Origin of the sequence: Neisseria sp. P0022.S009, assembly GCF_051956675.1 — a bacterium.
Lineage (GTDB): Bacteria > Pseudomonadota > Gammaproteobacteria > Burkholderiales > Neisseriaceae > Neisseria.
In genome coordinates this window covers 67,749-89,272 of sequence record NZ_JBQCXE010000007.1, presented here as the reverse complement: position 1 = coordinate 89,272, position 21,524 = coordinate 67,749, and the positions used below count along the sequence as shown (strand labels likewise).

25 protein-coding genes are annotated in these 21,524 nt (G+C 48.4%); 14 read left to right on the top strand and 11 right to left on the bottom strand.

Features of this window, described 5'->3' with window-relative positions; translation table 11 throughout:
• Nucleotides 1–40 precede the first annotated feature (40 nt).
• The 3 genes from ACTHUG_RS09830 to htpX all read left to right on the top strand — a co-directional run bounded on the left by ACTHUG_RS09830 (nt 41) and on the right by htpX (nt 2,641).
• Nucleotides 41–574 carry a C40 family peptidase gene (locus ACTHUG_RS09830; RefSeq protein ID WP_036491269.1) on the top strand — a complete coding sequence of 178 codons (534 nt, stop codon included), beginning with the start codon at nt 41–43 and terminating at the stop codon, nt 572–574.
• A gap of 129 nt (nt 575–703) precedes the next feature.
• The gene (gene hemF, locus ACTHUG_RS09825) at nt 704–1,612 is read left to right on the top strand and encodes an oxygen-dependent coproporphyrinogen oxidase (RefSeq protein WP_314595268.1); all 909 of its coding nucleotides are present in this window, start codon (nt 704–706) and stop codon (nt 1,610–1,612) included.
• A gap of 189 nt (nt 1,613–1,801) precedes the next feature.
• Entirely contained in the window at nt 1,802–2,641 is an 840-nt protein-coding gene (htpX, locus tag ACTHUG_RS09820) for a protease HtpX (RefSeq protein WP_440385834.1), read from the top strand.
• Nucleotides 2,642–2,688: 47 nt separating this feature from the next.
• Here the strand turns inward: htpX and hpnC are convergent, their stop codons facing one another.
• From hpnC to miaA, 3 genes are read right to left on the bottom strand one after another with little or no spacing between them, the layout of a single operon-like run.
• Entirely contained in the window at nt 2,689–3,504 is an 816-nt protein-coding gene (gene hpnC, locus ACTHUG_RS09815; protein WP_440385833.1) for a squalene synthase HpnC, read from the bottom strand.
• A gap of 53 nt (nt 3,505–3,557) precedes the next feature.
• A complete protein-coding gene (gene tadA, locus ACTHUG_RS09810; RefSeq protein WP_070838098.1) occupies nt 3,558–4,280 on the bottom strand; it encodes a tRNA adenosine(34) deaminase TadA in 723 nt (240 codons plus the stop codon).
• A 3-nt stretch (nt 4,281–4,283) separates the two neighbouring features.
• Nucleotides 4,284–5,225 carry a tRNA (adenosine(37)-N6)-dimethylallyltransferase MiaA gene (gene miaA / locus ACTHUG_RS09805; RefSeq protein ID WP_440385832.1) on the bottom strand — a complete coding sequence of 314 codons (942 nt, stop codon included), beginning with the start codon at nt 5,223–5,225 and terminating at the stop codon, nt 4,284–4,286.
• Nucleotides 5,226–5,442: 217 nt separating this feature from the next.
• On the opposite strand from miaA, the gene bioB reads away from it, so the two are divergent.
• The gene (gene bioB, locus ACTHUG_RS09800; RefSeq protein ID WP_440385831.1) at nt 5,443–6,495 is read left to right on the top strand and encodes a biotin synthase BioB; all 1,053 of its coding nucleotides are present in this window, start codon (nt 5,443–5,445) and stop codon (nt 6,493–6,495) included.
• Nucleotides 6,496–6,544: 49 nt separating this feature from the next.
• Here the strand turns inward: bioB and ACTHUG_RS09795 are convergent, their stop codons facing one another.
• The 5 genes from ACTHUG_RS09795 to ACTHUG_RS09775 all read right to left on the bottom strand — a co-directional run bounded on the left by ACTHUG_RS09795 (nt 6,545) and on the right by ACTHUG_RS09775 (nt 11,090).
• Complete coding sequence (locus ACTHUG_RS09795) at nt 6,545–7,552, bottom strand: adenosine deaminase (RefSeq protein WP_440385830.1); 1,008 nt, start codon at nt 7,550–7,552, stop codon at nt 6,545–6,547.
• A gap of 77 nt (nt 7,553–7,629) precedes the next feature.
• Nucleotides 7,630–8,409, bottom strand: coding sequence for a ferredoxin--NADP reductase (locus ACTHUG_RS09790; RefSeq protein WP_440385829.1), 780 nt, complete (start codon nt 8,407–8,409; stop codon nt 7,630–7,632).
• A 98-nt stretch (nt 8,410–8,507) separates the two neighbouring features.
• On the bottom strand, nt 8,508–8,963 hold the full coding sequence (locus tag ACTHUG_RS09785; protein WP_440385828.1) for an META domain-containing protein: 456 nt from the start codon (nt 8,961–8,963) through the stop codon (nt 8,508–8,510).
• A 33-nt stretch (nt 8,964–8,996) separates the two neighbouring features.
• Nucleotides 8,997–9,866, bottom strand: a complete 870-nt coding sequence (locus tag ACTHUG_RS09780; protein ID WP_440385827.1) for a hypothetical protein — start codon at nt 9,864–9,866, stop codon at nt 8,997–8,999.
• Nucleotides 9,867–9,932: 66 nt separating this feature from the next.
• A complete protein-coding gene (locus tag ACTHUG_RS09775; RefSeq protein WP_440385826.1) occupies nt 9,933–11,090 on the bottom strand; it encodes a trans-sulfuration enzyme family protein in 1,158 nt (385 codons plus the stop codon).
• A 177-nt stretch (nt 11,091–11,267) separates the two neighbouring features.
• Here ACTHUG_RS09775 and folE2 point away from each other — a divergent pair, with 177 nt between their 5' ends.
• Together folE2 and dsbD are read left to right on the top strand one after the other, a co-directional pair.
• Entirely contained in the window at nt 11,268–12,041 is a 774-nt protein-coding gene (gene folE2, locus ACTHUG_RS09770; RefSeq protein ID WP_440385860.1) for a GTP cyclohydrolase FolE2, read from the top strand.
• A 217-nt stretch (nt 12,042–12,258) separates the two neighbouring features.
• The gene (gene dsbD / locus ACTHUG_RS09765) at nt 12,259–14,064 is read left to right on the top strand and encodes a protein-disulfide reductase DsbD (RefSeq protein ID WP_440385859.1); all 1,806 of its coding nucleotides are present in this window, start codon (nt 12,259–12,261) and stop codon (nt 14,062–14,064) included.
• A 61-nt stretch (nt 14,065–14,125) separates the two neighbouring features.
• Here dsbD and ACTHUG_RS09760 read toward each other — a convergent pair whose 3' ends face one another.
• On the bottom strand, nt 14,126–15,298 hold the full coding sequence (locus tag ACTHUG_RS09760) for an alpha-hydroxy acid oxidase (protein WP_070838113.1): 1,173 nt from the start codon (nt 15,296–15,298) through the stop codon (nt 14,126–14,128).
• Between the two features lie 359 nt (nt 15,299–15,657).
• Here ACTHUG_RS09760 and iscR point away from each other — a divergent pair, with 359 nt between their 5' ends.
• The 7 genes from iscR to iscA all read left to right on the top strand — a co-directional run bounded on the left by iscR (nt 15,658) and on the right by iscA (nt 20,012).
• Nucleotides 15,658–16,104, top strand: a complete 447-nt coding sequence (iscR, locus tag ACTHUG_RS09755; protein WP_003746476.1) for a Fe-S cluster assembly transcriptional regulator IscR — start codon at nt 15,658–15,660, stop codon at nt 16,102–16,104.
• Nucleotides 16,105–16,155: 51 nt separating this feature from the next.
• Nucleotides 16,156–17,370, top strand: a complete 1,215-nt coding sequence (locus ACTHUG_RS09750) for an IscS subfamily cysteine desulfurase (protein ID WP_440385825.1) — start codon at nt 16,156–16,158, stop codon at nt 17,368–17,370.
• Between the two features lie 106 nt (nt 17,371–17,476).
• On the top strand, nt 17,477–17,899 hold the full coding sequence (locus ACTHUG_RS09745) for a hypothetical protein (protein ID WP_440385824.1): 423 nt from the start codon (nt 17,477–17,479) through the stop codon (nt 17,897–17,899).
• A gap of 4 nt (nt 17,900–17,903) precedes the next feature.
• Nucleotides 17,904–18,506 carry a putative adenosine monophosphate-protein transferase Fic gene (locus tag ACTHUG_RS09740; RefSeq protein ID WP_440385823.1) on the top strand — a complete coding sequence of 201 codons (603 nt, stop codon included), beginning with the start codon at nt 17,904–17,906 and terminating at the stop codon, nt 18,504–18,506.
• Between the two features lie 38 nt (nt 18,507–18,544).
• Nucleotides 18,545–18,931, top strand: a complete 387-nt coding sequence (gene iscU / locus ACTHUG_RS09735; RefSeq protein ID WP_003674559.1) for a Fe-S cluster assembly scaffold IscU — start codon at nt 18,545–18,547, stop codon at nt 18,929–18,931.
• A 448-nt stretch (nt 18,932–19,379) separates the two neighbouring features.
• Entirely contained in the window at nt 19,380–19,625 is a 246-nt protein-coding gene (locus tag ACTHUG_RS09730) for a recombinase RecA (protein WP_440385822.1), read from the top strand.
• Between the two features lie 66 nt (nt 19,626–19,691).
• Entirely contained in the window at nt 19,692–20,012 is a 321-nt protein-coding gene (iscA, locus tag ACTHUG_RS09725; protein WP_440385821.1) for an iron-sulfur cluster assembly protein IscA, read from the top strand.
• Here iscA and ACTHUG_RS09720 read toward each other — a convergent pair.
• Nucleotides 19,972–20,193 (bottom strand): alternative ribosome-rescue factor A, encoded by a 222-nt coding sequence (locus ACTHUG_RS09720; protein WP_003746467.1) that lies wholly within the window; start codon nt 20,191–20,193, stop codon nt 19,972–19,974. The genes iscA and ACTHUG_RS09720 overlap by 41 nt on opposite strands.
• Before the next feature lie 82 nt (nt 20,194–20,275).
• On the opposite strand from ACTHUG_RS09720, the gene hscB reads away from it, so the two are divergent.
• A complete protein-coding gene (gene hscB, locus ACTHUG_RS09715) occupies nt 20,276–20,776 on the top strand; it encodes a Fe-S protein assembly co-chaperone HscB (RefSeq protein WP_440385820.1) in 501 nt (166 codons plus the stop codon).
• A gap of 150 nt (nt 20,777–20,926) precedes the next feature.
• Here hscB and ACTHUG_RS09710 read toward each other — a convergent pair whose 3' ends face one another.
• Nucleotides 20,927–21,499, bottom strand: a complete 573-nt coding sequence (locus tag ACTHUG_RS09710) for a 50S ribosomal protein L25/general stress protein Ctc (protein WP_049349632.1) — start codon at nt 21,497–21,499, stop codon at nt 20,927–20,929.
• Nucleotides 21,500–21,524: the final 25 nt, after the last annotated feature.

The window sequence follows — 21,524 nt, the reverse complement described above, 5'->3', positions numbered from 1 at the left end:
CCGTCTGAAAACATAAATCATGCGGCCGGAGGAATTCATCATGTCTCGACTCATCTGCAAAACCCTATTTGTTTGTACCGCCGGCCTATTGTTGGCTTCTTGCGGCACCACCGGCAAGCACAAATCCCACAAGCCGCAAACAACCGCCAGAAAAGTCCAACCTGTCCGCATTTCCCATATCGACCGCACACAAGGTTCGCAGGAATTAATGCTTCACAGCATGGGTCTGATCGGCACGCCCTACAAATGGGGTGGCAGCACTACAGCCACAGGCTTTGACTGCAGCGGCATGATCCAATTCGTCTATAAAAACGCCCTCAATGTCAACCTGCCACGCACCGCACGCGATATGGCCGCCGCCAGCCGTAAAATTTCCGATGACAAATTAAAAGCCGGCGATCTGGTCTTTTTTAACACCGGCGGCGCACACAAATATTCCCATGTCGGCCTCTACATCGGCAACGGCGAATTCATCCACGCCCCCAGCAGCGGCAAAACCATCAAAACCGAAAAACTTTCCACCCCGTTTTACGCCAAAAACTATTTGGGCGCACATACCTTTTTTACTGAATAAATCAAGGCCGTCTGAAAGGTATCGCAACATCATCGATACCTTTCAATCTATTGCTGATGAATGAAGCTTGGTTACAAGATAGGCCTGTGCAAAAATTTGCCCATAACAAAACACCATCAAGGATATATCATGCACACAGAATCCGTTCTAACCCTCCTCAAAACCCTGCAAAACCAAATCTGCGCCGCGTTGGAGCAAGAAGATGGCGAAGCCGAATTTGTGCATGAAGCATGGACGGGGAAACTGGGCATCGGCGAAACACGCGTATTAAAAAACGGCGCGGTATTCGAGCAGGCGGGCGTGAATTTTTCGCATGTGAAAGGCAGCAAAATGCCTGCTTCGGCGACGGCGCACCGTCCTGAATTGGCGGGCGCGGCATTTGAAGCTATGGGCGTGTCGCTGGTCATTCATCCAAAAAATCCGTATGTGCCGACCAGCCATGCGAACGTGCGCTTTTTTATTGCCTATCCTGAAAATGCCGAACCGGTTTGGTGGTTCGGCGGCGGCTTTGATTTGACGCCGTTTTATCCTTTTGAAGAAGATATTGTGCATTGGCACACCGTAGCGCGAGACGTATGCGCACCATTTGGCGAATCGGTTTATTCTGAATTCAAGCAATGGTGTGACGAATATTTCTACTTGAAACACCGTAACGAAACACGCGGCGTTGGCGGTCTGTTTTTTGACGATTTAAACCGCTGGGATTTCGATACCTGCCTGAATTTTATCAAGGCGGTCGGAGAAGGCTATATCACAGCGTATCTGCCGATTGTGGCCAAACGCAAAAACACGCCTTATGGGGAACGTGAACGCGATTTCCAACTCTACCGTCGCGGACGCTATGTGGAATTTAACTTGGTTTGGGACAGAGGCACGCTGTTCGGCCTGCAAAGCGGCGGACGCACGGAAAGCATTTTGATGTCTATGCCGCCTTTGGTGCGCTTTGAGTATCAATATGCGCCGGAAGAAGGTTCGCCCGAAGCACGCCTCAATCAATTCCTCATACCGCGCAACTGGCTGGAAGAAGCCGGCAGATAGTTTTACCTATCAAAGGCCGTCTGAAAAGCGATTCTCACTGGTTGAGACTGCCTTTTCAGACGGCCTTTGCTTCAATTGCTTTGAATTTGCATACCTTTGCCTATCATGCTGTTTCATATCTATAGAGTTTTTGAGACAATGCGCCCATATAAAAATCACCTCACAAACCACACTAAAAAGGAATAATCGGTGAAACGCATTTTCTTATTTATCGCGACCAATATCGCAGTTCTGGTTGTCATCCGTGTTATTTTGGCCATCTTGGGCATCAACAGTACCGACCAAGTCGGCAGCCTGTTGGCTTATTCCGCAGTTGTCGGCTTCAGCGGCTCGATTGTCTCCCTGCTGATGTCGAAAACCATCGCCAAACATTCGGTCGGCGCCGTCGTCATCGACCAGCCCCAAAGCGAAGAAGAAGCTTGGCTGTTGGCAACTGTTGAAGCGCAAGCCCGCCAATGGAATCTGAAAACGCCGGAAGTCGCCATTTACAACTCGCCCGAGCCTAACGCCTTTGCAACCGGCGCGACCAAAAATAGCTCGCTCGTCGCTGTCAGCACCGGCCTGCTCGACCACATGACCCGCGATGAAGTCGAAGCCGTTTTGGCGCATGAAATGGCGCACGTCGGCAACGGCGATATGGTAACGCTGACACTGATTCAAGGTATTGTGAATACTTTTGTCGTCTTCTTGGCGCGTATCATTTCCAGCATGGTGGCGCGAAACAATGACGGCAGCACTTCTCAAAGCACATATTTCATGGTCAGCATGGTCTTGCAGGTTGTATTCGGCTTCCTTGCCAGCATTATTGTGATGTGGTTCAGCCGCCAACGCGAATACCGTGCCGATGCGGGTGCTGCAAAACTGGTGGGCGCGCCAAAAATGATTGCCGCCCTGCAACGCTTGAAAGGCAACCCCAGCGATTTGCCGCAAACCATGACGGCAATGGGCATTGCCAGCGATGCCAAAGACTCTTGGTTCAGCACCCATCCTTCTTTGGACAACCGCATCAACCGTTTGAAAAACCGCTAATCGAAAACATTAAGGCCGTCTGAAACATCAATTTCAGACGGCCTTTTTTATTTCTTCAGCAAAGCCCGTTTGATGATAATCATCCAGTCTTTCTTATCCAACAACGGCCGCTGGTTAAACACATCATATTTGCAACCATCCAGCTTCTGCAAAATCAACTGGCTGCCGACAATAATCATGCGCAACTCAAAACCGATTCGTCCTTTGAGGGTTTTACCCAACGGCGAACCGGCCTTCAGCATTTGAAAAGCACGTTGACACTCATGCGCCATCAATCGTTGGAAAGCAAAGTCGGCTTTGCCGGCCGCAATCTGCTCTTCGCTGACTTTGAACTTCTGCAAATCTTCCTGAGGGATGTACACGCGTCCTTTTTGCCAATCTACCGCCACGTCCTGCCAGAAATTAATCAGCTGCAAGGCAGTGCAAATGCCGTCGCTTTGCGCCATACTCACTTCATCTGTTTGCCCGTACAAATGCAGCATAATGCGCCCCACCGGATTGGCGGACAAACGGCAATAGGCAATCAATTCGCCAAAGTTTTCATAACGGGTTTTGACCACATCCTGACTGAACGCCGCCAGCAAATCATAAAACGGCTGCAACGGTAATTGAAACGGCACAACCGCTTCGTTATATAAACGCTGCATCAAAGCCGTTTGCGGTTTCCCGCCTTGTGCAATACGGTCTAACTCTGCCTTCAGCTCATCCAGTTGGCGCAGGCGTTCGGCTGCTTCGGCATTGCCTTCGTCGGCAATATCGTCCGCCGTCCGTGCAAAAGCGTAAACGGCGTGAACCGGCTTACGCAAACGGCGCGGCAGCACAACGGAGCCGACTGGGAAGTTTTCGTAATGATTGACTGACATGGGAAATCCGAAAATTTAAAATAAAGTATTTTTGCTGACAGGCCGTCTGAAATTCAGACGGCCTTCCGTTTGGCCGCAAAGAAATCCTGCAATACGCTTTGGCATTCTTCTGCCAATCTGCCGCCCAAAATTGCGGTATGCTTGTTCAGACGTTTGTCGGCAAACAAATCAACCACGCTGCCTGCCGCACCGGTTTTGGGTTCGGCCGCACCATAAATCACGCGCCCGACCCGTGCCTGTATCAAGGCAGAGGCGCACATGGTGCAAGGTTCTAGGGTGATGTACACATCGCAATCTTCCAAACGGTAGTTTTGTAAAGCTTTGCCTGCGGCGGCAAGCGCGTTGATTTCGGCGTGGTGACTGACATTGTGGTCGCCAATGCAGGTATTGTGTGCCGCTGCGATTACCTCGCTTTGATATACGATGACCGCGCCAACGGGCACTTCGCCCAATGCCGCCGATTGTCTGGCCTGCTCTATCGCCAGCCGCATAAAGGCTTCCATATCGCTTTGCGAAGGGAAAACGGCAACAGGCGGATGATTTTTTAATGCTTCGCCTAGCTCCGTCTTTCTCTCCTCGGAAACATGCCCGACATCCACACCTGAAACCAACGCATCCAGTTGCCACAAGGTGCTTTTGGTTACGGTCAAACCCGATGCTTTCAGCAATAGAAACGCGCGGACTGCGCTGATTTTTTGCAAATCTTCCAGTGTGTAAATACCCAATTCTTTTAGCGCAGCCAACGTCTTAGGCGCAAGTGGTGGCGTGGTCAGCATGGATTATTCCTGAAAATGCCGACGCGCCAAGGCTAAGGCCGTCTGAACATAATCGCTGTCTGCGTAAGGATCTAACGTGTGCGCCAAAGGAATTTTCCGCAACCAGGTCAACTGGCGTTTGGCAAGCTGGCGCGTGGCAACAATGCCTTTTTCGACAAAGGTGTCATAATCTGTTTCGCCTTCGAGATAATCCCAAGCCTGGCGGTAGCCCACGCAGCGCATAGACGGCATATCCGCATGCAGTTGCGGATAATCACGGCGTAAGGCGTGCATTTCATCGAGGAAACCGTGTTCCAACATATTTAAAAAGCGTTTTTCGATTTGCTGGTGTAACAAATGGCGGTCTTCGGGGATAAGGGCGACCGTGCATAAATCCAATAAAGGCACGGCCTGCTTCTGCTCTGTGAAATGTTCGCTCAAAGGCTTGCCGGTCAGAAGATAGACTTCCAAAGCGCGTTCAATGCGCTGGCTGTCATTGGCTTTCAGACGGCCTGCCGTAATCGGGTCAACTTCCTGCAAACGTCGATACAGGCCTGCCAGACCGTGTTCGTTCTTTTCCGCCTGAAGCTGTGCGCGCACCGCCGCATCCGCGCCGGGCAAATCGTTCAAACCTTCCGTCAGCGCGTGGAAATACATCATCGTGCCGCCGACAATCAGCGGATAGCGTCCGCGCGCATGTATTTCGTTTACCAAGCGCACGCAGTCGCCGACAAAATCCGCCGCGCTGTAACTTTCCAGCGGCGAGATAATATCAATCAAATGATGCGGTACGGCAGCAAGCTCTTCGGCTGTCGGCTTAGCCGTACCGATATCCATGCCGCGATACACCAGCGCGGAATCCAAACTGATGATTTCCACCGGCAACGATTGGGCAATATTTAAGGCCAGTGCGGTTTTACCGCCGGCTGTCGGGCCGAGTACGGCGAAGGCTTTGGGCGCGTTCATAAGAAAACGGAAAAATTAAAAATGCGATTATAGCAAACCCGGGCAGACCATATTTCATGCCGTCTGAAACATTTGCCCTACATTATCAAAAGCGTTACACTTGCTGCGCCGTTTCAGACGGCCTTTTATATTGATTTCAAACCTGCTGCTGCCGTCATTGCGCCGGCAGTCAAGCCGTCAGCGACACTGCGCCGCTGTAAACACGAAAGAACACACTATGACCGTATCTCCCGTAGCCTTGCGCCGTCAAACCGAGCGCAAGCCGCATCCGACTGCGCGTTATTGGAAAAAATGCGATGTCGAGGCCTTATTCGGACTGCCTTTCCTCGACCTCGTTTTCCAAGCGGCCGAAATCCACCGCCAAAACTTCAACCCGCGTGAAATCCAACTTTCCACCCTGCTCTCCATCAAAACCGGCGGCTGCCCCGAAGACTGCGCCTACTGTCCGCAATCGGCACACCATAACACCAATCTGGGCAAAGAGCAGATGATGGATGTGGACGAAATCGTCGAAAAAGCCAAAATTGCCCAATCGCGCGGCGCCAGCCGTTTCTGCATGGGCGCGGCATGGCGCGGCCCCAAACCCAAAGACGTAGCTGTCGTTTCCGAAATCATCAGCGCGGTGAAAAGCTTGGGCATGGAAGTGTGCGGCACCTTCGGCATGCTCGAAGACGGTATGGCTGAAGACTTCAAAAAAGCCGGTCTGGATTACTACAACCACAACCTCGACACCGACCCCGACCGCTACAACGACATCATCCATACGCGCAAACACGAAGACCGCATGGATACTTTGGGCAAAGTCCGCAATGCCGGTTTGAAAGTCTGCTGCGGCGGCATCGTCGGCATGAACGAAACCCGCGCCGAACGCGCAGGCCTGATTGCCAGCCTTGCCAACCTCGACCCTCAGCCCGAAAGCGTGCCGATTAACCAGTTGGTCAAAGTGGAAGGCACGCCGCTGGCCGATGCCGAAGATTTGGACTGGACGGAATTTGTCCGTACCATCGCCGTCGCACGCATTACCATGCCGCACAGCTACGTCCGCCTCTCTGCAGGCCGCAGCAATATGCCGGAATCCATGCAGGCCATGTGTTTCATGGCTGGTGCAAACTCGATTTTCTACGGCGACAAGCTGCTGACTACGGGCAATCCGGACGAAGACGGCGACCGCCTGCTGATGGAAAAATTGAATTTGTATCCGCTGCGCTTTGAATTGGAAGAAGAATACAAAGCCGTGCAGGAAACGCCCAAAATCAAAGTTGATTATTAACCGCCATCATAAAAGGTCGTCTGAAACTTTTTCAGACGGCCTTTTATCGTTATTCAACATCAAAACTTTCAATCTTCCGTATCCATTCTTCCTTTTCCGCCTCGCTCAAAAACGAAGCGCGGAACGAATTGGCGCACAAGGTTTTGATTTCTTCCACACACAAATCCAAAGCCTCGGCAAGCGCTTCAAAATTGCGGTTCATATAGCCGCCGAAATACGCCGGATCATCGGAATTGACGGTTACCAACACGCCGCGTTGCAGCATACGGCGCAAATTGTGTTTTGCCATTTCAGGGAACACTTTTAATTTCAAATTGCTCAACGGGCAAACGGTCAACGGCATTTGTTCTTTAATCAAACGCGCCATCAACGTCTCGTCTTCTTCCGCCCGTACGCCATGATCGATACGGCGGACATGCAGCAAGTCCAAAGCCTCATAAACATATTCGGGAGGGCCTTCTTCTCCGGCATGCGCTACCGTCAACAAACCCTCCGCCCGCGCCTGCGCAAACACGCGTTCAAACTTGGACGGCGGATGCCCCAACTCGCTCGAATCCAAGCCTACGCCGATGATGTGTTCTTTATAAGGCAAAGCCTGATTTAAGGTTTCAAATGCGCTTTCTTCCGACAAATGCCGCAGGAAACACATAATCAAACGCGTACTTATGCCCCATTGCTGCTCAGCTTCACGGCAGGCGCGAACAATACCGTTAATCATGGTTTCAAACGCCACACCCCGCGCAGTATGGGTTTGCGGATCGAAAAATATTTCCGTATGCACGACATTGTCTTCGCGGCAACGCTCAAGATACGCAAGGGTCAAATCGTAAAAATCCGCCTCGTGCAACAATACGCCGGCACCGGCATAATAAATATCCAAAAACGACTGCAAATTGTGAAAATCATAAGCCTGCCGTACCGCTTCGACATTTTCATAAGGAATCGCTATGTGGTTGCGCTTGGCGATTTCAAACATCAATTCCGGCTCGAACGTCCCTTCGATATGGACGTGCAGCTCGGCTTTAGGCAAGGCTTGGATCAATTGTTTGATATTCATATTTTCTCTGTTTTTCGGTTTATATTTAATATTGAAGGCCGTCTGAAATATTCAGACGGCCTTTGACCATTTATCTGTTAAAAACCATTTTCCATCATGATTTCGCCGGGGATGCGGTTGCGGTGCATGGCGTAGCCCAAATCCATCAGGGCTTGGAAAGTGTCTTTAACCATTGCCGGATTGCCGCAAACCATAAAGCGCGTATCGGCCTTGGTAAACTTGAAGCCGACTTTTGCTTCCAAGCCACCATTCTTCAGCAATTCGGGAATCCGTTTGCCGCTCAATGCGCCTTCCGTTTCTTCGCGCGTGGTAACCGGAACAAAAGTGAATTTATGGAAATATTCTTCAATCAGCGGATGCCCTTTCAAATCGGCAAGGCGTTGATTGAAAATCAACTCATCGGCGTAAGAGACGGAATGCGCCAAAAGCAAACGGTCGAAACGCTGCCAGATTTCAGGCTGCTCGATAATGGAGAGGAAAGGCGCAATGCCGGAACCCGTGCAGAGCATAACCAAATCCTTACCGTCGGGGAAACGCTCGGGCAAGAGGAAACCGGTAGCCGTTTTATCCAGCAAAATGGTGTCGCCCTCTTTCATTGCAGCAAAACGCGCCGACATCGGACCGCCTTCAATTAACACCGCGAAATACTCAAGCGTGTCGGCGTATTCGGCAGATACGACAGAATACGCGCGCCAAATAAAGCCCTCGCCGTCACGGAAACCGAGCCGCGAAAACTGCCCTGCCGAAAAACGGTAGGACTCGGGGCGGCTGATGGCAAAAGTCATCAACTTAGGCGTATGGTGTTTGATCCACAAGACTTTTTCTTCTGTAAACTTGGCTTCTGGAGAAGCTGCCATAATAGGTTTCCTTGATATTCGGTATCAGTTTCAAATAGGGCTTATTATAAAGATTCAAAAGGCCGTCTGAAATATTTATTTTCAGACGGCCTTTAAGATTATTCACGGCGCAAACGGATGCTGATGCCTTTTTGTTCCAAAATCAAATCATTACCGTCAAAACGATAGTTCCATACGCTTTGTTTGCGCAAAAACGCATTTTCCAGCTTCATGTCTTCACACAACATTCTGGTTGCCGCGATAGGGCCAAAATCAATTTTATCCGCACCGATTACATTCGCTTGGAACATCATACTATTGCAACCCATATTGCCATGGGCCTTAGGCATTTCGCTGAAATCCAAATAGGCGTTTTTATCCGCCAACTCTTTTTCAGTGAATTTATTGAAAGCGACAACACGCCATTTGGCGGCTAAAGTAGGCATTTTCATTTGCTGTGATTCAGATGATTTGGCAGAAGAAATATGTGGTTGACTTGATAAAGGCTTATCGGCAGGCGTAGAGCAAGCAGCCAATACAAATGCACCAATCATTGCTGAAATAAGGGTTTTCATGACTCATCCTTTTTTAGAAATCTTCTTTATCGTCTAACTGTACACCAAACGGACAACGGCTTTTTTACTGTCCGCATCAAAAAATAGATATAACTCATCGCAACCATATTTCTGAAATTTATATCCGCTCAAATAGCCGACATAAGGAAAAACTTTTCCATCATCTCGTTTGGGTGTATCCACTAAATTACCGTACTCTTCTTGGAACATTTCATCAATATGGTCGAAACCTTCTTCCAACATACCCTCTGATAATCCGCCAGCATCATCAATCAAATCTCTATCCAATCCATCCCCCTGACATTGTGAATCTGCGGCTTCCTTCAATGCAACCAATTTTTCCAAAGTATATTCGCTGTCCAGATCAATAGGTACATATCCCTGAAGGAATTTTCCATATTTCAGATACAAATTTTTGATGGCATTAAAACAAAGATGATTGATTCTATATACGTTTTCTAACTCTTCCTGCGTATCCTGCCGATAAATATGCGGCGTTTTATACCAAACTGCCTGATCAAAACTCATACCCTGTTTTTCCGCAATCTTTTGCGCTTGTTCCATTATTCTGGTTTTGATTTCAGACGGTATTTCCTTGTTTTCCAAAATAAAAAAACGCCAATCGCCATTAAAACGATATTTACCGTTCTCATCGACATCAAAACAAATACTGTCCTCAAAATTATAACGGTCATGAAATGCCGATGTATGCTCACCTACGCAACCCGAATGAATTTCCGCAGGCTGGACGAAATGTATCCAAAACTCTTCACTGTCAGGACGTATAAATTGAAGATTAAGCGAACAAATGGGTAAAAAATGTTTCGCATGACGCTCTATCTCTTCAGAAAAAACTTCTTCCGGAGAGGGGAATGGACGAATAAATTTTTCAGGGATATTCATCTTAATTACCATAATTTAAAGGCCGTCTGAAAAACTATCCACCTTCAGATGGCCTTTAAGCCTTATTTACAAAGTCGTATCCAATGCTTTGGAAATATCGTTCCAAATATCGTCCACATCTTCAATACCGATAGAGAAACGCAGCAGGCCGATTTTGATGCCCATTTCCATTTTCACATCATGCGGCACGCCGCTGTGGGATTGGGAATAGCAATGATTGACCAGACTTTCCACGCCGCCGAGGCTGGAAGCCATTTTGACCAGTTTCATGTTTTTAATCACGCTGTTTGCCGCTTCACGCGTGTCGTTTTTGAGATAAACCGTCACCACGCCGCCGATGCCTTTGGGCATTTGTGCTTGGGCAAGTTCGTAATGTTCGTGCGACGGCAGGCCGGGGTAGAACACTTTTTCAATGGCAGGATGAGCTTCCAAACTGCGCGCGATTTCGAGTGCGTTTTGGCAATGGGCGTTCATGCGCAGAGCCAACGTTTTGATGCCGCGCAACACCAGCCAGCAGTCCATCGGCCCTGCAATCGCGCCGGTATGCACCATCATGTCGTGTAAAGGCTGCGCCAGCTCTTTGGTTTTGGCTACAACAATGCCCATCAATACATCCGAATGGCCGCACAAATATTTGGTAGCGGAATGGAACACAAAATCGCACCCCATATCCAGCGGCTGTTGCAGATACGGCGTGGCGAATGTGTTGTCGATGCCGACTAGCGCGCCGGCCGCTTTGGCTTTCGTGGCCAGCGCTTTGATGTCTACCAAACGTAAAAGCGGATTGGACGGCGTTTCCAGCCAAACCAGTTTGACATTGTGCGCTTTGAGCAATTCATCCAAATTGTCAGGATTGCCCAAATCGGCAAAAACAACGTTCACCCCCCATTTTTGATAAACATCGACCAATAAATCATAAGCGCCGCCGTAAATATCGGCGACGGCAACAATGGTATCGCCAGGTTGCAAGAATGTGCGCCACACGGCATCAATCCCCGCCATGCCGCTGGAAAACGCAAAACCGGCCGCACCGTGCTCCAAATCGGCAACGGTATCTTCCAAGACTTGGCGGGTCGGGTTGCTCAGACGCGAATAGCGGTAAGGAACCTGCTCGCCGATTTCGTGCAGCGCGAACATACTGTTTTGATAAATCGGCGGCATCAGCGCGCGGTTGTGTTCGTCGCAATCGTAGCTGGAATGGATGGCTTTCGTGGCGAATTTCATTTGGTCTCTGCCTATGTAGATGTGAATAATCGAAGATTTTATCACTATCTGAAAAATAGAAACAATCAATGCAGGCGGATAAAGCAAGTGATATAATCTCGCATTTGCAAATCGGCCGACACGAGCCGATTCCCCTACACGCATCTCAACAATCCTATCATGAAGGACATACAACGCATGAACGCCATTGCAGACGTGCAATCCAGCCGCGATTTACGCAACCTGCCGATTAATCAGGTCGGCATCAAAGACCTGCGCTTTCCGATTTCCCTCAAAAGCAAAGAAGGCGAACAATCCACCGTCGCCCGCCTGACCATGACGGTTTTCCTGCCTGCCGACCAAAAAGGCACGCATATGTCGCGCTTTGTCGCCCTGATGGAAAAACAAACCGATGCTTTGGATTTCGATACACTGCACAAGCTGACTGCCAACATGGTTGCCCTGCTGGATTCGCATTCCGGCAAAATCAGCGTTTCCTTCCCGTTTTTCCGCAAGAAAAGCGCGCCGGTCTCAGGCATCCAATCGCTGCTCGACTATGATGTTACCCTGACCGGCGAAATCAAAAACGGTACATACAGCCACAGCCTAAAAGTGATGGTTCCGGTTACTTCCTTGTGTCCGTGCTCCAAAGAAATTTCCCAATACGGCGCGCACAATCAACGTTCGCATGTGACGGTCAGCCTGATTGCGAATGCGGATGTAGGTATTGAAGAAATCATCGATTACGTTGAAGCACAGGCAAGCTGCCAGCTCTACGGCTTGCTCAAACGCCCTGACGAAAAGTATGTAACGGAAAAAGCATACGAAAATCCGAAGTTTGTCGAAGACATGGTTCGTGATGTGGCCACGGTGTTAATAGCAGACAAACGCATCGAATCATTCGTCGTCGAAAGCGAAAACTTCGAATCGATACACAACCATTCCGCTTACGCTTATATCGCTTATCCTTAAAGTTAAGCCAAATAGCAACAAAGGCCGTCTGAACGTTTCAGACGGCCTTTGGCATAAATTGAACGATAACATGAGACTATCGCTCATGTACGGTTAACTGTAATCCGATATAATTCAAAAGAATTAGACAACTCGCGTAATCTTTAACTTAAATTAAGCCGATTGTTTTCCCCATCATTTATAATGACGGTTTCTCAACGGCATATCCGTGGATATTATGAAAAAATTCCTTTATTTCCTCATTGCATTTTTAGGCTTGAGCAGCTTCGCGTTCGCAGTAGATGCCAATGATTTGCTGCCACCCGAGCAAGCCTTTGTGCCCCAGGTCAATGTAACCGACCAAGGCGTCAGCGTGCAGTTCAAAATCGCTGACGGCTACTATATGTACCAGTCCAAAATCGTTGCAGCGACCGATCCGGACAAAGTCTTGGCCGAACCCAAATTCAGCAAAGGCGAAGAAAAAGAAGACGAATTCTTCGGCAAACAAACGGTTTACCACCATACCGCACAGGTTGACCTGCCTTACAAACAAGCCGCGCCGCAATACAAACTGACACTGACTTATCAAGGCTGCGCCGAAGCCGGTGTGTGTTATCCGCCGGTGGATACTGAGTTTGACGTAAAAGGCAACGGGGTTTACCAGCCGCAAAGCGATGAGCCGGTTTCTGCCAAAGACCGCTTTTTGCAACCGTCCGCCTCTTCAGACGGCCCAATGCCTGCCCAGCCCAGTGCAAACAATCCCGACAGCAGCCGCTTCAAGCTCTCTTGGGATACTTTAAACGCCAACCTGTTGGCGTTTTTTGTCGCAGGTTTGGGCTTAAGCTTTACCGCCTGTATGTATCCGCTTCTGCCAATTGTTTCCAGCATTGTCGTGGGCGATAAAAAAGCCGGCAAAGGCCGCGCGTTTACCTTGTCTATGGTGTATGTACAAGGTTTGGCATTGACCTATACCTTGGTCGGCGTGATTGCCGGTTTGACCGGCGCGCTGTTGACCGTATGGCTGCAACAACCTTGGGTCGTACTTGCCGCCGCTGCGTTGATGGTGGTATTGGCGCTATCGATGTTCGGCTTCTTCAATATCCAGCTACCCAACTCCGTCCAATCCTATTTCCAAAATCAAAGCAGCAAACTCTCCGGTGGTAAAATCGTTTCCGTCTTCATCATGGGTATTTTGTCTGCGCTGATTGTCGGCCCGTGCGTTGCGCCTCCGCTGGCGTTTGCTTTGGGCTATATCGGCCAGACCGGCGATGCCGTGTTGGGCGGCCTCGCGCTTTATGTCTTGGCACTCGGCACCGGCGTGCCGCTCATCATCATCGGCACATTCGGCGGCCATATCCTGCCTAAAGCAGGCGACTGGATGAACTGCATCAAATACGCATTCGGCTTCATTTTGCTGGCCGTTGCCGTATATCTCGCCACGCCGCATCTGCCCTATTTCGCAGTAGTCGGCCTCTACACCTTGCTGATGATTGTTCCCGCCCTGATGCTTTTGGCAAAATCAGGCAAACAAAAAGGCCGTCTGAAAACCGTTGCTGCCGTATTGGGCTTTTTACTGCTGATTGGCGGCTCGTGGTTTGGCTGGCAAAGCTTCAATAAACAAACCACCGCCCTGCACCACTTCTTAACGTTGGTTCCACCATCCGAAGCCGGACAAGAAACCGACCACGGCAAGATGTTTACCGATGTCGGCGAACTTAAAGCCGCTATGGATGCTGCCTTGAAAGCCGACCCAAGCAAGCCCGTGCTGATCGATTTCTACGCCGACTGGTGCGTATCCTGCAAAGAAATGGCCGCCTACACGCTCAACCAGCCGCAGGTACACGAAGCAGTCGATATGCAACGCTTCTTCCAAATCGACGTAACCGCCAACACTCCAGACCATCAGGCCTTACTGAAAGAATACGGCCTCTTCGGCCCTCCGGGTGTGTTTGTTGTCCGCGCCGACGGCAGTCATAGCGAACCCTTATTAGGCTTTGTCAAACCCGATGCCTTCATCGAATGGTATCGCCAAAATGAGAAATAGCCGTCTATAAAAAGGCCGTCTGAAAACAGATTTTCAGACGGCCTTTTCCTATGTTCAAAGATTAAAACTCATCTTGATGCCAACGCGTAGAACGCAAAATGCTGGAATCCACATCTTGAATATTGCGATGGCCGGTAAACGCCATGGAAATATCCATTTCTTTGTACAGAATTTCCAGCGCACGGGTTACGCCTTCTTCGCCGTATGCGCCTAAACCATACAGGAACGCGCGGCCTATCATCGTGCCTTTTGCACCCAAAGCCCAAGCCTTCAAAATATCCTGGCCGCTGCGGATGCCGCTGTCCATCCAAACCTCGATGTCGCTGCCCACTGCGCTGACCACATCAGGCAAAGCTTTAATGGCGGATACGGTATCATCAAGCTGACGGCCGCCATGATTGGAAACGACCAATGCATCCGCGCCGCTTTTCGCTGCCTTTTCCGCGTCTTCGGGTTCCATGATCCCTTTGATAATCAGCTTGCCGCCCCACAAATCTTTAATACGCGCCACATCGTCCCAGCTCAGGCGCGGGTCGAATTGTTCGGACGTCCATGAAGACAGCGAAGACAAATCGCCGACATTTTTAGCGTGTCCGACGATATTGCGGAACGTGCGGCGTTCCGTGTTCAGCATTTTCATGCACCATTCGGGCTTGGTCGCCAGATTGATTAAATTGGCGATGGTCGGTTTCGGCGGTGCGGACAGACCGTTTTTGATATCTTTGTGGCGTTGGCCCAAAACCTGCAAATCGGCGGTCAATACCAAGGCCGAACATTTGGCATCCTTCGCACGCTTAATCAGGTTTTCCATAAACTCGCGGTCGCGCATCACATAAAGCTGAAACCAAAACGGCGCGCTGGTGTTTTCGGCAACGTCTTCAATCGAGCAGATGGACATGGTGGAGAGCGTAAACGGAATGCCGAACTTCTCCGCCGCCCGCGCCGCCAAGATTTCGCCGTCGGCGTGTGCCATGCCGGTAAAGCCCGTCGGCGCAATCGCTACCGGCATTTTCACATCCTGCCCAATCATTTTGGTTTCGAGACTGCGTCCCTCCATATTAACCAATACCTTTTGGCGGAAACGGATGTCTTTGAAATCCGAAGTGTTTTCACGATAAGTAGTTTCTGTCCAAGAGCCCGAATCGATATAGTCATAAAACATACGCGGCATTTTACGTTTGGCAACAAGGCGCAAGTCTTCGATACAGGTTATTTTGCTTAAATCACATTTCATTGTCGATTGCCTCTGTTAAGGTAAAGACGGATGGTTCAGGCCGTCTGAACATTTCAAACAACCCTTTGCTCTGCTCCATCAAAACAACTAAATTTTAAGAATAATTTTGATAATCTATATTACTATCAATATTAAATCAAAACATTTTAACCCTGATATTTGTAGGGTTGATAGCCTTTTTTCAGACGGCCTCAAATCCAAATTACAGAAAAATAAAGAAAATATTTTCCGATTTAAAAATCAACCCATGCCACCATTTAAACAAACAATCAAACCGAGCCGCCACATACTTGACTGAAACACTCAGATATTAGACAATTCCCCCACTAATAAAAACGCCCCACACAGGCAACCACACCATGAGACTGACTACCAAAGGGCGATTTGCAGTAACCGCCATGATAGATTTGGCGATGAACGCGCAAACCGGTGCTGTCAAACTCAGTGCCATCAGCGAACGACAAAGCATATCGCTCTCCTACCTCGAACAATTATTCAGCAAGCTGCGCCGTGCCGGATTGGTTGAAAGCCTACGCGGCCCAGGCGGAGGCTACATCCTTGCCGCGCCCGCCGAGCAAATCAATATTGCACAAATCATTTCCGCAGCCGAAGACCGACTGGATGCCACACAATGCGGCAGCAAAGCAAACTGCCACCACGGCGCTCCCTGTCTGACCCATGACCTTTGGGAAAACTTAAACAAAACCATCAATGATTACCTCAGTGGCGTTACGCTGCAAAGCATCATTGAACAAAAAAACTGCAGCGACAGCAGTCATGTCGTTACCTTTACACACATTCATTAAACCGACCTACGGCAAAGACCGCAGGCAGATGACCCAACGAAAGAGCAAACCATGACCGTCAAAACCCCTGTATACCTCGACTACGCCGCCACAACCCCCGTTGACAAACGCGTTGCCGAAAAAATGATTCCCTATCTGACCGAAACCTTCGGCAACCCCGCTTCCAACAGCCACGCATTCGGCTGGGAAGCAGAAGAGGCAGTCGAAAAAGCCCGCACCGACATCGCCGCACTGATTAACGCCGACCCCAAAGAAATCATCTTCACCAGCGGCGCGACCGAGTCCGACAACCTCGCCATCAAAGGCGCGGCAAACTTCTACAAAACCAAAGGCAAACACCTCATTACCGTCAAAACCGAACACAAAGCTGTGCTCGACACCATGCGCGAACTCGAACGCCAAGGTTTTGAAGTAACTTATCTGGACGTACAAGAAAACGGCTTGGTTGATTTAGACGTACTGAAAGCCGCCATCCGAGAAGACACCATCCTGATTTCCGTAATGTGGGTGAACAACGAAATCGGCGTGGTGCAAGACATTCCCGCCATCGGCGAAATCTGCCGCGAACGCAAAATCATTTTCCACGTCGATGCAGCGCAAGCTTGTGGCAAAGTGCCTGTCGACGTTGAAGCCGCCAAAGTTGATTTGCTGTCTATGTCCGGCCACAAAGTATATGGCCCCAAAGGCATCGGCGCCCTGTATGTACGCCGTAAACCACGCGTGCGTCTCGAAGCCCAAATGCACGGCGGCGGCCACGAACGCGGCTTCCGCAGCGGCACCCTGCCGACCCATCAAATCGTCGGCATGGGTGAAGCCTTCCGCATCGCCAAAGAAGAACTCGAGCAAGACATGGCGCACTACCGCAAACTGCGCGACATCTTCCTCAAAGGCATCGAAGGCATCGAAGAAGTCTATATCAACGGCGACCTCGAACACCGCGCCCCGAACAACCTGAACATCAGCTTCAACTTCGTCGAAGGCGAAAGCCTGATTATGGCAGTGAAAGAACTCGCCGTATCCAGCGGCTCCGCCTGTACTTCCGCAAGCCTTGAGCCAAGCTACGTTTTACGCGCACTCGGCCGCAACGACGAATTGGCACATTCCTCCCTGCGCATCACCTTCGGCCGCATGACCACCGAAGAAGAAGTGAAATTCGCAGCAGAACTGATTAAATCCAAAATCGGCAAACTGCGCGAACTGTCTCCGCTGTGGGAAATGTTCAAAGACGGGATTGACTTGAACTCGATTGAATGGGCAACGCATTAAGATTGATGTCAAACAAAGGCTGTCTGATAAAGTGAGTCTGATTTTTGAATACAGCAAAACACTTTTTATAGACAGTCTTGTAAGCTATTTTCATAGAAAGAATACCATGAAAGTTAAAATTATTAATTTGCCAAATGGTTATAAACGTATTATTTATGGAAAATATTTTGAACAATTTGACTTAGATTACGAACAAGATTTAGACGTATTAAAAAAAGATATTGAATTTGCTTTATCTGTTATTGAATACAATCGATCTATATTCAAAAAATTCTCTTCCTTATTTAAGAATAAAAACATTTTTGTTTATCAAGGAGGGCATCATCTTGATATTATTGATCATGATAAAGGAAGTTTGGAATGGTTAACTATTGAAGATCATTGGACAAAAGATGTTGATGATATCACTGGTTCATGGAAAATGGAGAATTTAGAAATTAGCCGACAAACTCAATATGCAATGCAACTTCTAAAGATTGGTAAAACAAATATTGAGAAAGAAATAAGAAAAATTAAACAAAGGTTCTAAAAAAATGAGTAAATACGGTGGTGAAGACATAATCTATATGAATGATGGTGTATTTAGAAATAAATTAGCCATTCAAGATCCACTTAAATTAGAAAAGGTCGAAAGAGACATTTCTGCTATTTCCGCCCAAAATCTGCTTTTGCAACCCATTACGGGCAATTTCGATTTGGCGCATTTACAGACCATTCATCGCGAACTGTTCGGCGATGTTTATGATTGGGCAGGTGAAATCCGGCGGATTGATATTTCCAAAGGTAATACCCGATTTGCCAATTTTGCTTTTATCGAAAACGAAAGCCGTAAACTTTTGGAGAAGCTGCGAAGCGAAAACTATTTGCAGGGGTTGGATAAAGATAAATTCGCTGAGCGTGTAGCCTATTATTTGGGCGAGTTGAACGTCCTACATCCTTTTCGTGAAGGAAACGGCAGAACATTGCGCCTGTTTATGACACAATTGGCACTGAAAAACGGTTTGCAGATACATTGGCAAAATATCTCCGCCGAACAAATGATTCAAGCCTGTATTCAGGCATACCATGCTGACAGCAGCTTATTGGCACGCCTAATTTTAGACAATTTAGAACTATCGTCTTTTTCAGACGACTAAAACATCAACAAACCACGATATTTTAAGGAAACCACATCATGGCATACAGCGATAAAGTAATCGATCACTACGAAAATCCCCGCAACGTCGGTACTTTCGATAAAAACGACGAATCTGTCGGCACCGGCATGGTCGGCGCACCGGCCTGCGGCGACGTAATGCGTCTGCAAATCAAAGTAAACGATGAGGGTATTATCGAAGATGCAAAATTCAAGACTTACGGCTGCGGCTCTGCCATTGCTTCTTCCAGCCTGATTACCGAGTGGGTCAAAGGCAAAAGTCTGGATGACGCGCTGGCAATCAAAAACAGCGAAATCGCCGAAGAATTGGAACTGCCGCCTGTGAAAATCCACTGCTCCATCTTGGCTGAAGATGCAGTGAAAGCGGCTGTTGCCGACTATCGCAAACGTCAGGAAAACAAATAATCCGATTAGTGGGTGCTTTGTCGGCAGACGTTCACAGGATTTCTGAAAGTCTTAGGATTTTCGGGAAAAGCAAACCTGATGATTTATTCCCATCTCCCTCGGAGGTGGGAAGTCAAGGACACAGAAACCTAATCCTTTTGAAATTGCCGCCAAATTTGAGACTGCCTACCAATCTATCCCCTCTCCCCGCGGGAGAGGGTTAGGGAGAGGGCAATAAGCCGCAGACTTATATTTAGTCGATACGCCTGCAAAATCAAAAGAAACGGCATGCCTTTTCTTGTAAAGAAGAGGGTAAGGACACAGAAACTTAATCCTTTTGAAGTTGCTGCCAAATTTGGGACTGCCTGCAAATCTATCCCCTCTCCCCGTGGGAGAGGGTTAGGGAGAGGGCGATAAGGGTTTATATTTAGTCGTTCTACCTGCAAAATCCAAAATCAAAGAAGACGATATGCCTTTTACCGATGAAGAAGCCCAATCCCTGCTTGCCGTCAAAGGCATAGGCAAAACCGTATTGCAGCGTTTGCAGCAAATGGGTTTGGATGATGTCGCCACGCTGGTGGCAGCGGATTTGGACGATGTTTTGGAACAGGGCGCGAAATTGACCGGCTCGACCTGTTGGAAAAACAGTCCGCAAGCTAAAGCTGCCATTGCCGCCGCAATAGAGTGGGCAAAACAGCGTTTTCAGACGGCCTGAAAATCAAGAGGCCGTCTGAAATAAAAACTGGCAAACAGAAAATAATTGCGAAATGAGGAAAAAAGTATGATTACCATCACAGAAAACGCAGCCAAATACATCAATAACTACCTGACAAAACGCGGCAAAGGCTTGGGCGTTCGCTTGGGTGTGAAAACCAGCGGCTGCTCAGGTATGGCATACAATCTTGAATTTGTCGATGAAGCGAACGAGGACGACCTAATTTTCGAAGAACACGGCGCGCGCATTTATATCGACCCGAAAAGCTTGGTTTATCTGGACGGCACTCAAGTCGATTACACCAAAGAAGGTTTACAGGAAGGTTTCACATTTGAAAACCCGAATGTCAAAGACTCTTGCGGCTGCGGCGAGAGCTTCCACGTTTAAGACATAAAAATGGCGGGACAGTATCAAAACCGTCCCGCCATTTTTTCGCTTCCTGCCTGTTGTAGCTGCCTTTGCCTTTTCTTTTCCGTTCCACCTTGTGTCGGAACAAATCAGATTTCACTAAGGCTTTTAAAGCATTGTCGCGTATTTTGCCTTTATTATGTTGCACTTTACTGCTCATATTCAGTCCTTTTGGTTAAGAATCAGCGGATTATAAGGCAAAATCAGGCTTCTGCCGAAAATTTCACATTAATTATCCCGCCATGTCTCAATATTTCACACTCTTCCAGCTTGAACCCACTTTCGATATCGACGCCGAAAACTTGGAGCAAACCTACCGCGCCTTGGCTGCCCGCTTCCATCCTGACAAATTCGCTTCAGCATCCACCTTCGAGCAAAAACAGGCTGTGATGATGTCGTCCACCATCAACGATGCCTACCGCACCTTAAAAAATCCCATCGACCGCGCTGCGTACCTGTTGAAAATGCAAGGTATCGATGCTGACGCACCTGAACATACTTCTTTCTCTCCGGAATTCCTCATGCAGCAAATGGAATGGCGAGAAACATTGATGGATGCTCAGATGGAACAAAATCATGATGCCATCCGAGCATTGGATCAAGAAATCCAAAATGCACAAAACAACCTATATCAAGATTTGCAACAAACATTTGAACAGCAGGATTATGAATCGGCTGCACAATGGGTACGGCATGGACGCTTTCTTAATAAGCTTCGCAAAGAAATTGCTTCAATCTTATAAAACGTATCGCTTTACGCTATACCAAGTTTTATAGCAAATGACTTTATAAGATACTTTGGCTTTATCTCCACTATTTGAATTTATAGCCGCTTACATCAAACAAAAACCGTATCAGATTTATCTGATACGGTTTTCTTATATTCACTACGATTAGCGTTTTTTACCGGTAACAGTAGCAACAGCCAGGTTTTCGTTACGTTTCAGAGAAACGCTTTCAACACCTTCCGGCAGTTTGATGTCTGACAAGTGCAGAATGTCGCCGGCAACTACTGATGTACAATCCAGCTCCAAGAAAGCAGGAATGTTTGCAGGCAAAGCAATTACTTCAACAGAAGTGTTCAACAGAGATACGCGGCCACCTTGCAGTTTAACAGCTTGAGAGTTTTCAGCGTTAACAATGTGCAGAGGAACGCGGATACGTACAGGTTGATCGGCTTTCACAGCTTGGAAGTCGATGTGTTGAACTTCGCGACGGAATGGGTGCATTTGGAAGTCACGCACGATAACGTCTTTGGTTTCACCGTTCAGAGACAGTTTAATCAAAGCGGTATGGAAAGATTCTTTTTCCAATGCGTAGAATACAGTTTTGTGGTCTACAGCGATAGCAACAGGCTCTTGACCTTCACCGTACAGAATGCCAGGGATTTGGCCTTCGCGACGCAGGCGGCGGCTCGCACCAGTGCCTTGGGCTTCGCGTACAGAGGCTTGAATTTCGTAAGTCATGTTTAATACTCCAATTTAGATAAAA